The sequence below is a fragment of the Croceitalea sp. P059 genome, assembly GCF_031846365.1.
Lineage (GTDB): Bacteria > Bacteroidota > Bacteroidia > Flavobacteriales > Flavobacteriaceae > Croceitalea > Croceitalea vernalis.
Genome location: NZ_JAVRHW010000001.1, coordinates 1,401,027 through 1,415,825, shown reverse-complemented (window position 1 = coordinate 1,415,825; position 14,799 = coordinate 1,401,027). Strand labels below are relative to the sequence as shown.

Sequence of the window (14,799 nt, the reverse complement as noted above, 5' to 3'; positions counted from 1 at the left end):
AAAAGAAGATGCAGCTAATAAGTCTACAGATATTACGCTAGCAGATGCAACAAATACATTATTCCCAACAGAATTAGCCGTAAAAACTTATGTAGATAACCAAGTAACAACATTAGGTGATACCAATTTTGCAGAAAACGATTTAACCCTTGACGCCAATAGAACCCATAATTTGGACGGTAATAACTTAGTTTTTGATGGAACTGGAAATATTGGTATTGGTAATTTGCCAGGTGCTCCCCAAGATAAATTAGATGTTGATGGCCAAATTAGAGCAAGAGGTGGATTTGGAGCATCAAACGGAACTTTTGGTTTACCTAGTATTGGGTTTTACAATGACCCTGACACCGGTATATTCAGAGACTTTGCGAATCAAATAGGTATTTCTACAGGAGGTGCTGAGGCCATGAGAATTGATGCAACTCAAAATGTGGGTATTGGGGTTGCAATACCACAAGAAAATTTGCATGTTTTAGGTAACATAAGAACCGATGGGAGTTTTCTTTCAATTGACACAAATATTGGCGTTCCGGACTACGTTTTTCAAAAATATTTTAACGGATTTTCAAATTTAGATAAGACGTACCAGTTTTACAGTCTCTCAAAAATCGAGAGATTTATCAGAAAAAATAAACATTTACCAGGCATTACTTCAGCAGCAAAAGCCAAAAAAGATGGGTACTGGAATTTGAGTCAATCTAACCTTCAAAATCTTGAAAAAATTGAAGAATTGTTTCTTCACACCATTGAGCAAGAAAAGAAAATAGAAGCTTTAAAAGCTGAAAACATTAATTTATCAAAAGAGCTTGAAACCCTTAAAGCTGATATGGAGCTAATAAAAGCTATGTTGTTAAAAAACCAAGAAAACGACTAGTGAAAAAGTACATATTCATATCATTTTTGATTATTAAGTCTACAATTTGGGCTCAATCTGCCTTATATAATGGTGGAACATTCCAATTACATGAAAATGCAAATGTTGGTTTCCATACAGATTTAATTAATGATGGTGTTTTTAATCAAAATACTGGGCTTGTTGGTTTTTACAATGAAGGTGTGCTTTTCTTTCAAGGTACTCAGTCAATAAGCTTATTTGATACCGAATTTGCGGCTCAAGGCAATCTATTTTTAGAAAACACTATTAACATTGGTAACAATGCCAATTTTATTTTTGGTAATGTTAATGCCTCACAAGAAAATGTCAATAGCACTCTAAATTTTGAAGTAAACTCTTTTTTTACCGGTGAAGCAAACGATTCAAAAGTCATTGGTTTTACCTCAGTTAATGAAGTGACCACCTTTTCTTTCCCCATCGGCGATGAAGAACAATTGAGATCACTAGTACTTAACTCATCCTCTGTATCTGAATTTGCCAACGCTGCATATTTTTTTGAGAGCCCAAACGGGCCAAATAGTTACAACCAAACTTTTGATATAGATACCAAAATAAGAGATATTGGTTTTATTACGAATAATGAGTTTTGGGTTTTAAATAATGATACTGCATCAAACATTACCGTGAGTTGGAACCTAAGAAGTGACCTAGCTCAAATTGCAACAGTTGTTGAAGATATTATTTTGGTCGGTTGGAGTAAAGTTTCAAATCAATGGACAAGTCTTGGTAATACTGATTTTGCAGGAGACTTAAATGAAGGTTTTATAACTTCTGACACCTTTAATCCGGCCGATTATTCAGCAATTACATTTGGTACGAGACCATTACCACTTGATACCTTTGCTACTAACAACCCAACACTTGGCAACTATTTTATTTCGCCAAATGAAGATGGTACTAATGATTTTCTAATTTTTGATAACCTCGAAGACACGGGTCCTAACCAACTATTTATTTTCAATAGTCTAGGGCAAAAAGTATTTCAAATGACTAATTACACCAATGAGTTTAACGGTGTTTCTAACATTGATAATTTTGTGATTAATAGAGAATTAGGTCTTGAAGAAGGAATCTATTATTATGCGCTTTCTTTATTTGACTTAAACCTTAGCTATCAAGGCTTTCTTTTTCTTGATCGATAAATCTTAAATTTTTAGTTAGTAATTTTATAATACAATAACATAAATGGTATATGTTTTGCGTTATATATATCATATTGTTCTTATAAAAATCTAAATAATGCTTAGAAGATCTTTCATAAAAAAAACTACTGCTGGTAGTTTGGCCTTAGCAAGCTTTCCATTAATACCTATCTCTCAAGAGAAAGAATATTCTATTGTAGAGCTAATGGGAAAAACAGACATTAAGCTTTATGGTGAAGGTATTAACCTCAGAGAAGAAGCACATAATGCTTTTGTTGAAATGAAAAGAGCAGCTTACAGTGCTGGTTTTGATATGAAAATAGTTTCAAGTTTTCGTGATTACTATAGACAAGAAGCCATCTGGGAAAGAAAATATATTCGTTACACCGAAGAAGATGGAATGAAACCTATTGATGCTATAGATAAGATTATTGAGTATTCAACCATTCCGGGAACTAGCAGACATCATTGGGGTACTGATATTGACATCATTGACGGTTATCCAAAAAGTTCAGGTGATGTTTTAGTGCCAGAAAAGTTTGAAGAAGGTGGTCCATTTGCACCTTTTAAAAAATGGCTAGATGCCAATTCAGAGAAGTTTGGATTTCATCTAGTTTATACCGATAGTGTTATAAGAAGAGGGTTTAAATATGAACCTTGGCATTACAGCTATGCCCCAATCTCAAAACCCATGTTAACGCAATTCAGAAGTAAAAATATTTTCAGACTCATTCAAAATGAAACCTTTGAAGGTTCAGAGCATTTTACAACTGGTTTTCTAAAAAATTATATCCAAGACAATATTTTAGGAGTTAATCCAGATTTGCTATAAGTCATTTTTTGTATATTCCGATTCTATTCTAGAACACTAAACCATGAGAAGTAGAGGAAGTTGGAAGATCCGAATCTTTATCGGCCTTGCTATTGTAGCTTTTGCATTTATTCAACGTTGCAATAACAAAGAAGAAAACCCGTACACCGGTCGTGTACAAACTATTAATATGACCGCTGAACAAGAAATTGCAATTGGACTGCAAAGCCGTCCTGAAATGGCGCAACAGCATGGCGGTCTATATCCTGATGAGCGCATGCAAGCCTTGGTTGATGCAGTTGGTAATCGATTGGTCAATAACAGCATAGCCAGAGAAACTCCATATAAGTATGAATTTCACTTATTGGCGGACGACCGCACAATTAATGCTTTTGCCTTACCCGGGGGGCAATGCTTTATCACCTACGCTTTATTTTCTCAACTTAATGAAGACCAACTTGCTGGGGTTCTCGGCCATGAAATTGGGCATGTAATTGGGCGACACTCGGCAGAACGAATTGCAGAAAGTAGTTTTTGGCAAACCTTAACAATGGGAGCTTCTGTAGGCGGTGATATGGGTGGTCTAGTTCAAGGAATAGGTCAAAACAAACTACTAACAAATGGTAGAGGCGATGAGTTAGAAAGTGATGATTTAGGAGTTCTATTTATGATTCAATCTGGCTACGACCCTTATCAGATGATAGAAGTAATGAAAATACTCAAAGCAGCTGCTGGCCCCAATAGAGTGCCTGAATTTCAAAGCACACACCCTGATCCTGAAAATAGAATTGAGAGGATAAAAGAATCAATTGAGAAGTATCAAGGTTCGACGAGATGATATTCAACTCCATTAAAAGAGAGAAAAAGACCATTCACCGAAATATTATGGTTACCCGTCTATATTACCTATCTTTATAGTCCCAAATCAAGTGCCCTAGAATTTATCCTTTATTGCTATATTAAACTAAACAATATGGGAACGCTTTTGACTTTTAAGAATTTGTATTTTAACGCTTTTGATGAGAATCAACCTAAATATTTGGTAACCTTATTAAAAGCCTATTCGATTTTTTGTGGATTAATGATAACTATGGCCATGTATGCTTTTTTTTACAGAGCTTTTACAGGTTTTAGATTTTAATAAATAATATTCTTACTCTTTTACTTGAACACTATGAGGTAAGGAAAAAACCCATTGCGATGCAATGGGTTTTTTTATTTAAAATAAAATTATTTTCACATTTATACCTTACACCTTCTTTTAAAAAAACTAGCAGTTCACATTAAATCAGTTTACTTTTGAGTAAACTTTAAGATACTCATGAACAAGAAGGTAATATTGATGATTTTAGACGGCTGGGGTAAATCTCCCGACCCAAAGGTTTCCGCAATTGAACAAGCAAAGACTCCCTTTGTTGACTCTCTTTATTCAAAATTTGCAAATTCAGATTTACTTACAGATGGTATGAATGTAGGGTTGCCGGAAGGTCAAATGGGAAATAGTGAAGTTGGCCATATGAATTTAGGAGCTGGCAGAATTGTTTATCAAGATTTAGCCAAAATAAATAAAGCGGTAAAAGAAAATACCCTTAAAGATGAAACTGTACTTCAAGATGCTTTTAAATATGCTCAGGCAAATAACAAACCAGTCCATTTCCTTGGTTTAGTTAGTGATGGTGGAGTACATAGTCATATCGACCATCTTAAAGCTTTAATTGATGCTAGTGAATCAAATGGTGTTCAAAAATCTTTCGTTCATGCTTTTACTGATGGACGAGATGTAGATCCTAAAAGCGGAAAAGGCTTTTTAACAGAAATTGAAAATTATTGTGAAGATAAAAAGACTAAGCTTGCCTCTGTAATCGGACGTTATTTTGCGATGGATAGAGACAAAAGATGGGAACGAGTTAAAAAAACTTATGATTTACTAATTAAAGGAGAAGGAACATTCTTTAACTCTGCATCTGAAGCATTACAGAATAGCTATGATAATGATAAAACAGATGAATTCGTTGAGCCAATTGTGCTGAATAAAGAAGGAATAATAAAAGAGGGTGATGTCATTATATTTTTCAATTTCAGAACAGACCGTGGTCGCGAACTTACACAAGTTTTAAACCAGCAAGATTTTCCTGAATTCAATATGAAAAAACTTAATCTTTATTACGTAACCATAACCAATTATGATGACTCGTTTAAAGGTGTAAAAGTTGTTTATGACAAGGATAATATTAAGGATACACTTGGAGAAACTTTAGAAAAAGCTGGTAAAAAACAAATAAGAATTGCGGAAACTGAAAAATATCCGCATGTAACATTCTTTTTTAACGGGGGCCGCGAAGAGCCCTTTGAAGGAGAAAGTAGAATATTGTGCCCTTCACCTAAAGTCGCTACCTATGATTTACAACCAGAAATGAGTGCATATGATATTACAGCCGGTATTGTACCCGAATTAGAAAAAGGAGATGTTGATTTTGTCTGTCTAAACTTTGCAAATCCCGATATGGTTGGTCATACAGGTAGCATGCCCGCTGCCATAAAGGCTTGTGAAGTGGTTGATGAGTGTGCAAAAAAAGTAATTACGGTTGGTTTAGAGAATGGCTATTCTACTATATTAATTGCAGATCATGGTAATTGTGATACCATGATAAACGCAGACGGAAGCCCAAATACAGCTCATACCACAAATCCGGTTCCATTAATTTTAATTGATAATGATATTACATCAATTCAAGATGGTGTGCTAGGTGATATTGCACCTACAATTTTAAAAATGATGGGAGTTAAGCAGCCAAAAGCAATGACCCAAAAAGCTTTGGTTTAAAAGGTCAAACTAAGTTTTGTATTAAATCACATTATCTTTACCGATATGATTAACATTAAAACAGCTGAAGAAATTGAATTGATGCGTGAAAGCGCTCTTATAGTATCGAAAACACTTGGTATGGTAGCTTCTGAAATTAGGCCAGGTGCGAATCCATTAAAGCTGGATAAGATGGCTGAGGAGTTCATTCGAGATCAAGGCGCTGAACCAGGGTTTTTAGGCATGTACGATTTTCCAAACACCCTGAATTGGAGTCCTAATGCACAAGTTGTTCATGGTATTCCAACCAATGAGGTTTTAAAAAACGGCGATATTATTTCGGTAGATTGTGGTGCCCTAAAAAACGGTTACTATGGAGACCATGCCTATACATTTGAAGTTGGTGAAGTTGCAGAGGCAACGAAAAAGCTATTAAGAATTACTAAAGAATCACTTTATATTGGTATCAAAGCTTTCAAATTAGGTAATCGTGTAGGTGATGTTGGACATGCAATTCAAAATTATACCGAGAATCATGGTTATGGAGTAGTTAGAGAACTAGTCGGACATGGTTTAGGAAAAGAACTTCACGAAGATCCTCAAATGCCTAACTATGGAAAACGTGGTCGCGGCAAAAAATTTGTAGATGGTATGGTGGTTGCTATTGAACCTATGATAAATATGGGTACAAAACGAATCAGACAACTTAAAGATGGTTGGACGGTTTTAACGGCAGACGGAAAACCAAGTGCCCATTTTGAACATGATGTTGCCTTAATTGATGGAAAACCTGAACTGTTGTCTACCTTTCAGTATATTAATGAGGCTTTAGGTATTATTACTGATGAAGAAAAAGAATTCAGAAGACACTAAACTTCTATTTACTTGTCAAAGATTTTTAAATTTTTTTTGAACCTCATTCCAAGACCTTGGCTTATTAAATTAAGCTACTGGGTAAGACCATTATTGGCCTTTTATTTGAAAGGTTCAAAATACATGGACCCAATAGATGGTAAAGGGTTTCGAAAATTTTTACCCTACGGTTATGAAAATCCTAGAGAAGGAGTATTATCTCCTTCCACCCTATCATTAGAAAGACATAGATTACTTTGGTTGTATCTTAAAAATCAAACCAATTTTTTTACAGATAATTTAAAAGTACTGCACTTTGCCCCTGAGCAGGCATTTTATAAGCGATTTAAAAATCAAAAAAATATAGAATATTTAACGACGGATTTAAATTCTCCTTTGGCTGATATAAAAGCTGACATTTGCGATTTACCTTTTGAGGATGCATCTTTTGACGTCATTTTGTGCAATCATGTTCTTGAACATATTCCTGATGACATTACTGCAATGAAAGAATTATATCGAATATTAAAACCAAATGGCTGGGGTATATTTCAGATTCCTCAAGATTTAAATCGAACGACAACTTTTGAGGACAACTCGATTACAGATAAAAAAGAACGAGCAAAAATTTTTGGTCAATATGATCACGTACGAGTTTATGGAAGGGATTATTTTGACAAGCTAAGAAATATTGGTTTTAAAGTTGATGAAGTTGATTATACGGCAACCTTAACAAATCAGAATATTGAAAAATACCGATTAGCAAAAGGAGAATTAATTCCTTTTGTTCGTAAATAATCTTAAAGCAAAACACAAAGAATCGCATAAAAAATACCTAAGAAACGTTGTAATATGGTATTAGTTGATGAATTTACAGATAAAACAATAGTTTTTGAGAAAATCTGAGCGCAAATTATGTGATATAAAGAATTGAGCTCGACCTTAATCCAAATTAGAAATAAATGAAAAACTCGACTCAATTAATTTTAAAAAAAGTGGCGGTTTTGGTTCTAGTTTTCACAGCACTTTTATCATTGAGTTTTTGTAGCAGTCAGGAGGATGAAGAGCCGACAACGTTTGTCCCAACAAATACTGATATTTCAGTTACCACGTCCGAAAGCCTTTTAATTTGGATAGATGGCAATGACCTGATTCAAAAGCTGGAAAACTCTATTAGTTATAATTATGGCGATGCCTCTCAAAGTCAAACTGAAAAGTCTTTAGTGATATCAAGTGATTCTACTTCCGCTATAGCATCCATCAACTTTAAACAAGAATTTTCAAACCTATTTTCGGATACTAACGTAGCAAATAACTCAGTCACCATTTCATTAGAAAAAGAGATTATACAAAATAATGCAGTTATTTTAAAAGCAGATGGACCCGGCAATACATATGATTTAATTACATCAGTTTTGGCTCCTGGCAATAATCCAATTGAAGTACCAGATTGTAACCACTCAGAATTTGGAAATCATATTGATGAAGTATTTGATAGCGAATTGAATGAGAATATATTTCGTTTTTATATACATACAACACCAGATAATGACCGCTGTTTAAATTTTGATAGACAACGAAATGAAATAAAAACTTATGATAAGTCACCTGATAATTTATTGGGTATTGAAAACGAGACGGTAGTTTACAAGTGGCTGTTCAAGTTACCTGAAGGTTTTCAATCTTCCCCTAATTTCACGCATTTACATCAACTTAAATCTGTTGGAGGGGACTTTAGTAGTATGCCAATGTATACCCTAACTACCAGAAAAGGAAGTCCAGACCGACTGGAATTACGTTATGCGGAAACAGATACTCAGATAACGCTTAAACAAACAGATTTGGCAACCTTAATTGATGTTTGGCTTGAAGTTACTGAAACTATAAGCTATGGTGCATCCGGTACCTATGCAATCTCTATTAAAAAAGTGATTGACGGTACTGTTTTATTCGAATATGCAAACAATGATATTATTAACTGGAGGCCCGAAGGGACTTTTGTAAGACCAAAATGGGGTATCTATAGAAGTTTACTAAACGCACAAGACCTTAGAGATGAAACGATTCTTTTTGCAAATTTTAGTGTAGAAGAATTATAACGAATTAGTTTTTGACCAAAGTTTTAAACCCATCTGTCATAAATTGTTGGGGCCTATCGTATTCATCTAAATAAATTATATAAGCATCGAGCTCTTGATTATTTTTAAGTAAACTTATCGATTCTTCTAAATCAAGAGTCATAAAAGTTGTTGCATAAGCGTCGGCAATAGCACAGTTAGAGGCAAGAACACTTGATGCTAAAACTCTTGAATTCTTTGTGTATCCGGTTTTTGGGTCAATGGTATGAACATATTTTTCACCAGTTTCAGGATCAATTCTGAATTTTCTATAATTACCAGAAGATGCTAAAGCTTTATTTCTTAAAGTAATTATAGCTGAAGTTCCTCTTTGTAGAACATCATTAGGGTTGTCAATACCAACGGTCCAATCTTTAGCGGTTACAGTATTATGTCCTTGGGTTAAAACTTCACCACCTACTTCAATTAAGTAATTTTCTATTTCTCTATTATTTAATAAAACGCCTAACCTATCAATCGCATAACCCTTAGCAATAGCATTAAAATCAAAACGTATTTCTGGATGCAATTTTTTTATAGTGCCGTTTGGACTAAGTTTTACTTTATTCCAGCCAACAAAATTTAAAAGACTGTCAATTTTTATACTATCTAATTGAATTTGTTTACCTGGCCCAAACCCCCATGCATTTGCTAGAACACCAACACTTGGATCAAAATAACCATCTGATGTCTCATAAACTTGAGTTGAGAGTTCAAAAACTTCTTTAAACATAGTATCTACGACTACTGTTGTATCACCATCATTTATTTTAGAAATATCCGAATCAGGAATATACGTAGACATTGATTGATTTATCACCTGAAATACTGAGTCAATCTCCTTTTGAAAATCAACCTCTTCATGAGCGATATATATGATAGAATAAGTCGTACCAAGTGCATTACCAATATTTTGATTTTTAATCCAACTAGATTTTTCTTGACAACCAGCAATAACCAAAATGATGAAAACTAAAATCACTTTTTTCATACAGCTTATTTTATTTCAACCAAACCATCATAATCCACAACATACTCTTCATTCAAATATACTGGCAAATTATGATCTTTAGCATTTACCAAACCTACCGCAGCATAAAAGGTACGAGCTTCAAATTTTAAGGCATGGTCTCGCATCTTATTTAAATCTGCCCTGAAAAATTCCATATCCTTAGGGTCACCAGGATATTCAATTCCTTTCACAACCACAAAACTCATCTTTTTGTCCTTCGTACATACGAATTGTGGATTTTTTCTAAGTTCACTGTTAACGGCTAAAAACTCGTAACCATCATTTTCAAGTTCCTTACCGACTATATTCATAGCCAAATTATGCAATTCTTGTTCTGTCAGTATTCGTTGTTCCATTCTAATAAAAAAGCCGATACAAAAAGTATCGGCTCATATTTTTGTTTCTTGCTAACACAAGAATATTAATTTAATACTTATCCACCGAAATCATCAAATCTGATATGCTCATCAGGAATTCCAAAATCTTCTCCCATTTTTTGAACAGCTTTATTCATCAATGGTGGGCCACAAAAATATAATTCAATATCCTCAGGTGAATCGTGATGATTCAAATAATTATCGATAACACAATTATGAATAAAACCTACAAACCCATCACCAGGGGCATCAATACTTTCTTTTACTTTCCAATTATCTTCTTCCATTGGTTCAGATAATGCTAAATAAAATTTAAAATTAGGAAACTCCTTTTCCAGTTCGTAAAAATGGTCTAGGTAAAACAATTCTCGTTTTGAACGTCCTCCATACCAATAGCTTACTTTTCTATTCGTTTTTAGTGTTTTAAATAAGTGATAAAGATGAGAACGCATTGGAGCCATACCAGCACCACCACCTACATACAACATTTCTGACTCAGACTCATTAATAAAAAATTCACCATAAGGTCCTGAAATTACCACATCATCGCCTGGTTTTAAACCAAAAATATAAGAAGAAGCGACTCCAGGGTTTACATCCATCCATCCATTCTTAGATCTATCCCAAGGTGGAGTAGCAATACGAACGTTTAGCATTATCTCTCTGCCTTCTGCTGGAAAAGATGCCATTGAGTATGCTCTTTCTACCAACTCTGGGTTTTTCATAACTAAAGGCCACAAGTTAAACTTGTCCCATTCAGCCTGAAACTTATCAGGAGTATCGTGTTCCTCTGGGTGCGCAGTAATATCAATATCTTCAAACTTCACTTCGCATTCCGGAACTTCGATTTGAATGTAACCTCCTGCTTTGTATCCCATGTCTTCAGGAATTTCTACAACAAACTCCTTGATAAAAGAGGCTACATTATAATTACGAACCACTTTAGCCGGCCACTTTTTAATACCAAAAACCTCTTCAGGGATTGTGATATTCATGTCTTGCTTTACCTTTACTTGGCATGCCAAACGTGCACCGTGCTGCAACTCCTTTCTTGAAAAATGAGGTGTTTCTGTAGGTAAGGCTTCACCACCACCTGAAAGAACATGGCATTCACATTGAATACAAGTTCCACCTCCACCACATGCGGAAGGTAAAAATACTTTCTGAGCACCTAAGGTTGTTAGTAATGTCGAGCCCGAAGCTACTTCAATCTTTTTTTCTCCATTTATTGTTAACGTAACTGGACCAGAAGGGGACAGTTTTTCTTTTGTAAATAGCAATAATGCTACTAACATTAACAATAAAATCAAAAATGCAACTACGGTTATTAGAATGGTACCACCAGTGCTTGTAGCTAATATCATCTTATTCGTTTATTACATCGTTATAAGAGACTGCTTTTTCATCGTCTTCAATCTCCTTTTTAATTATTTTTTCTTCTTCGACTTTTTCAGCAGTCGTTGCTTCTGTTCCTTCAGGCGGTTCATTATCACCAGTTAACATTCCACCAAAACTCTGAAAACCAATACCCATTAACCCTGTAATAATGAAGGTAATACCCAGTCCGCGCAGTGGCGCAGGAACATTTGAATATCTTATCTTTTCACGGATTGCCGCAATAGCTACTATCGCCAAGAACCAACCTATACCTGAACTAATCCCATAATTTAATGCTAAACCTAATGATGGAATATCTCTCGCTTGCATAAATAATGACCCACCTAAAATAGCACAGTTTACAGCAATTAAAGGCAAGAAAATACCCAGAGAATTGTAAAGCGACGGTGAAAATTTCTCAACAACTATTTCAACCAATTGTACCATTGTTGCAATAGTTGCAATGAATAAAATAAATGATAAAAAACTCAAATTATAGTCCGCGTACTCTGGTCCTAGCCAAGCCAAGGCACCATCTCTTAGTAGATATTGATCTAACAACCAATTCAAAGGCACCGTAACTGCCAATACAAATATTACAGCAGCTCCTAAACCTACGGCGGTACTTACTTTCTTTGATACCGCTAAATAAGAACACATTCCTAAGAACACGGCAAAAACCATGTTATCTATAAAAATGGATTTAAAAAATAATTCTAAATGTTCTAACATAATACTTTATTTATGCCTCTTCAATTAATGCCTTATTTCTTGAACGTTGAATCCAAATAATGACACCTACAACGATTAATGCAGCTGGAGGTATTATCATGAAACCATTATTCTCATACCCAATAGAGTATAAACCTGTTTTTGCAATCGGATCACCTAATACTGGTATTCCAAAAAGTGTTCCCGAACCAAGTAATTCTCTAATAAATCCTACTATAATTAGAATGATACCATAACCCAATGCATTACCAATACCATCTAAAAATGATCTCCAAAGACCATTCCCAAGCGCAAATGCCTCAAATCGTCCCATGATAATGCAGTTCGTAATAATCAATCCAACGAATACCGAAAGCGTTTTACTTAATTCGTAGGCAAATGCTTTGAGCACCTGATCAACCACAATAACAAGAGTCGCTACAACGATGAGCTGCACAATAATTCTGATTTTTGAAGGGATGATGTTTCGTAACATAGAAATTACAACGTTACCAACACCCATAACAAAAAGTACAGATATCGCCATTACTACAGAAGCTTTAAGCTCTGCTGTAATTGCTAAAGCAGAACAAATACCTAATACTTGAATGGTGATAGGATTATTGTCTGCTAAGGGGTCTAATATGAGATTTGCATCTTTTTTTGAAAGTAGCGCCATCTTAGTTGTTTCTTATGGTTTCTAAATAAGGCTTATATGCCTTTAAAGTTTCTTTTATCATAGCAGCAACACCATTACCTGTAATGGTAGCTCCTGCTAAGGCATCAACCTCGTTGTCTTCTTTGTTGTCATTCAACGGGTCGTTGTTAGTTTTCGATACATTGATACCAGCATAACTATTTCCGTCTAAAATTGATTCTCCAATAAAGTCGTCCATAAAAAATCTCATTTTTATGTTAGCTCCTAAACCTGGAGTTTCTGCTTTATGGTCAAAATAGACCCCTTGAACAATCATATTTTTGTCAACCGATATAAAACCCCATATAGCATCCCAAAGTCCTTTACCATACATTGGTAATATATAAGTCTGTTTACCATCTTTTTCACCAACAAAAATTGGTAAACGGGCTTCGCCGCCATTCTTTAATGTTGCCATTTCTTTCTTAACATCAATTAAGAAAGCTTGTTCATTCTTCTGAACTTCGCCATCCACCAAAATGTACTGCTCTTTGATTGTTTCAGAAAATTTTGTTTCTACCACATCAGTAGGAATACGATTTACTCCGCTATCTGGAGTATTTTCATTAACTCCCATAGCATAAAGAATATTCTGTTGTTTTTCAAAACGTTCATTTTCTTTAATTCTTTCGCTAAGCCCAGAGGCCAAAAATGCTAATACAGAGCCGACGATAATTACCATTACCGCTGCAAAAACTACTGTATAAACGTTCTTTTCAGTATTAATAGCCATAATTAAACAGTTTCTGCTTTAAGTTCTTGTGCTTTTCCATCTGAAGGTTTTGGAAAGATGGTAGCATTCTTTAATCGCTTCATTCTTTTTCTAACATTACCTTGAACAACATAATGATCAATTGTAGGTGCAAATACGTTCATTAGTAATATTGCCAAAAAGACGCCTTCTGGATATCCTGGGTTAAACACTCGAATCATTACAGAAATGAATCCAATGAAAAATCCGTAAATCCATTTACCTTTATTCGTTTGAGAACCTGTTACCGGATCTGTAGCCATGTATACAATACCAAAGGCTAAACCGCCAACAATTAGATGTTTCCAAAATTCAAATTGCATTAATCCATAGAACTTGCTGTATGAGGGAATCCATTCAGCATCTACTATACCGTTGAATATTAAACCCATTACCAATGAGCCTATTACGGCACTAACCATTATTCTCCAACTAGCTATTTTCGTGAAAATCAGAAATAATCCGCCCAACAAGATTAAAAAAGTAGAAGTTTCACCTACAGAACCAGGTATAAAACCAAAGAACATATCTGATAAGGAATAGGAAAAATCACTTGTATTACCTTGGGCTAAATACCCTAAAACAGTCTCACCTGATATTGCATCTGCAGAACCAGCTTGCACAACCCCATCCTTAGCGCCATGCACCCACACCTTGTCTCCACTCATCCATGTAGGATATGCAAAGAATAAAAATGCTCTAATTGTAAGTGCAGGATTCAAGATGTTCATTCCAGTACCTCCAAAAACTTCTTTTCCGATTACCACGCCAAAGGCTACAGCTACAGCTAGCATCCATAATGGAGTATCAACTGGAACAATAAGTGGTACCAGCATTCCGGTCACTAAATAACCTTCTTCAACTTCATGACCTTTTATGACTGCAAAAATAAATTCTATTAAAAGACCTACTCCGTAAGAAACTATTACTAAAGGTAGAATTGTAATGGCACCTAACCAGAAATTATCCCAGGTGATAAAGTGTTCCATTACTGAAAAATCTGTTGGAAAACCATTAATTGCAGAGTAATGCTGATAACCGGCATTAAACATCCCAAAGATTAAACAAGGTACCAACGCCATAATGACCGTATTCATGGTGCGTTTTAAATCATCAACTGCTCTAACATGACTGCCAGAATGCGTTGTCTCATTTGGTGCGTATAAAAAAGTATGAATAGCATTAAAGGCAGGAGCCATTTTCTTGCCTTGATACTTTAATTTTAACTGGTGTAATTTTTCTTTCATGCCCATT

At 34.9% G+C, this 14,799-nt stretch carries 15 protein-coding genes and 1 pseudogene; 9 read left to right on the top strand and 7 right to left on the bottom strand.

All coding sequences use genetic code 11. The annotated features are described in order from the left end of the window. The 9 genes and pseudogenes from RM542_RS06375 to RM542_RS06335 form a co-directional block, all read left to right on the top strand. Positions 1–874, top strand: a pseudogene (locus RM542_RS06375) (bZIP transcription factor); the annotation flags it as partial. Continuing rightward, positions 874–2,037, top strand: a complete 1,164-nt coding sequence (locus RM542_RS06370) for a gliding motility-associated C-terminal domain-containing protein (RefSeq protein ID WP_311384881.1) — start codon at positions 874–876, stop codon at positions 2,035–2,037. The pseudogene RM542_RS06375 and the gene RM542_RS06370, both read left to right, overlap by 1 nt. Before the next feature lie 97 nt (positions 2,038–2,134). Next, positions 2,135–2,869, top strand: a complete 735-nt coding sequence (locus tag RM542_RS06365; RefSeq protein WP_311384880.1) for a M15 family metallopeptidase — start codon at positions 2,135–2,137, stop codon at positions 2,867–2,869. Between the two features lie 43 nt (positions 2,870–2,912). Next, on the top strand, positions 2,913–3,686 hold the full coding sequence (locus RM542_RS06360) for a M48 family metalloprotease (protein ID WP_311384879.1): 774 nt from the start codon (positions 2,913–2,915) through the stop codon (positions 3,684–3,686). Positions 3,687–3,821: 135 nt separating this feature from the next. Beyond that, complete coding sequence (locus RM542_RS06355; RefSeq protein ID WP_311384878.1) at positions 3,822–3,989, top strand: DUF6747 family protein; 168 nt, start codon at positions 3,822–3,824, stop codon at positions 3,987–3,989. Positions 3,990–4,169: 180 nt separating this feature from the next. Beyond that, entirely contained in the window at positions 4,170–5,672 is a 1,503-nt protein-coding gene (gpmI, locus tag RM542_RS06350; protein WP_311384877.1) for a 2,3-bisphosphoglycerate-independent phosphoglycerate mutase, read from the top strand. Positions 5,673–5,717: 45 nt separating this feature from the next. Further along, positions 5,718–6,524, top strand: coding sequence for a type I methionyl aminopeptidase (gene map, locus RM542_RS06345; protein ID WP_311384876.1), 807 nt, complete (start codon positions 5,718–5,720; stop codon positions 6,522–6,524). Between the two features lie 12 nt (positions 6,525–6,536). After that, positions 6,537–7,301 carry a class I SAM-dependent methyltransferase gene (locus tag RM542_RS06340; RefSeq protein ID WP_311384875.1) on the top strand — a complete coding sequence of 255 codons (765 nt, stop codon included), beginning with the start codon at positions 6,537–6,539 and terminating at the stop codon, positions 7,299–7,301. A 164-nt stretch (positions 7,302–7,465) separates the two neighbouring features. Next, the gene (locus RM542_RS06335; protein WP_311384874.1) at positions 7,466–8,602 is read left to right on the top strand and encodes a heparin lyase I family protein; all 1,137 of its coding nucleotides are present in this window, start codon (positions 7,466–7,468) and stop codon (positions 8,600–8,602) included. 4 nt (positions 8,603–8,606) lie between these two features. Here RM542_RS06335 and RM542_RS06330 read toward each other — a convergent pair whose 3' ends face one another. From RM542_RS06330 to RM542_RS06300, 7 genes are all read right to left on the bottom strand, one after another. Beyond that, the gene (locus tag RM542_RS06330) at positions 8,607–9,611 is read right to left on the bottom strand and encodes an FAD:protein FMN transferase (protein WP_311384873.1); all 1,005 of its coding nucleotides are present in this window, start codon (positions 9,609–9,611) and stop codon (positions 8,607–8,609) included. A gap of 5 nt (positions 9,612–9,616) precedes the next feature. Further along, positions 9,617–9,988: a Na(+)-translocating NADH-quinone reductase subunit F gene (locus RM542_RS06325; RefSeq protein WP_311384872.1), complete on the bottom strand. Its 372-nt coding sequence runs from the start codon at positions 9,986–9,988 to the stop codon at positions 9,617–9,619. Positions 9,989–10,065: 77 nt separating this feature from the next. Next, positions 10,066–11,373 (bottom strand): NADH:ubiquinone reductase (Na(+)-transporting) subunit F, encoded by a 1,308-nt coding sequence (gene nqrF, locus RM542_RS06320; RefSeq protein ID WP_311384871.1) that lies wholly within the window; start codon positions 11,371–11,373, stop codon positions 10,066–10,068. 1 nt (position 11,374) lies between these two features. Beyond that, a complete protein-coding gene (nqrE, locus tag RM542_RS06315) occupies positions 11,375–12,118 on the bottom strand; it encodes an NADH:ubiquinone reductase (Na(+)-transporting) subunit E (protein WP_311384870.1) in 744 nt (247 codons plus the stop codon). 10 nt (positions 12,119–12,128) lie between these two features. Further along, positions 12,129–12,776 carry an NADH:ubiquinone reductase (Na(+)-transporting) subunit D gene (locus RM542_RS06310; protein WP_311384869.1) on the bottom strand — a complete coding sequence of 216 codons (648 nt, stop codon included), beginning with the start codon at positions 12,774–12,776 and terminating at the stop codon, positions 12,129–12,131. Position 12,777: 1 nt separating this feature from the next. Next, positions 12,778–13,527, bottom strand: a complete 750-nt coding sequence (locus RM542_RS06305) for a Na(+)-translocating NADH-quinone reductase subunit C (RefSeq protein ID WP_311384868.1) — start codon at positions 13,525–13,527, stop codon at positions 12,778–12,780. A gap of 2 nt (positions 13,528–13,529) precedes the next feature. Further along, on the bottom strand, positions 13,530–14,798 hold the full coding sequence (locus RM542_RS06300) for an NADH:ubiquinone reductase (Na(+)-transporting) subunit B (RefSeq protein WP_311384867.1): 1,269 nt from the start codon (positions 14,796–14,798) through the stop codon (positions 13,530–13,532). Position 14,799 lies beyond the last annotated feature (1 nt).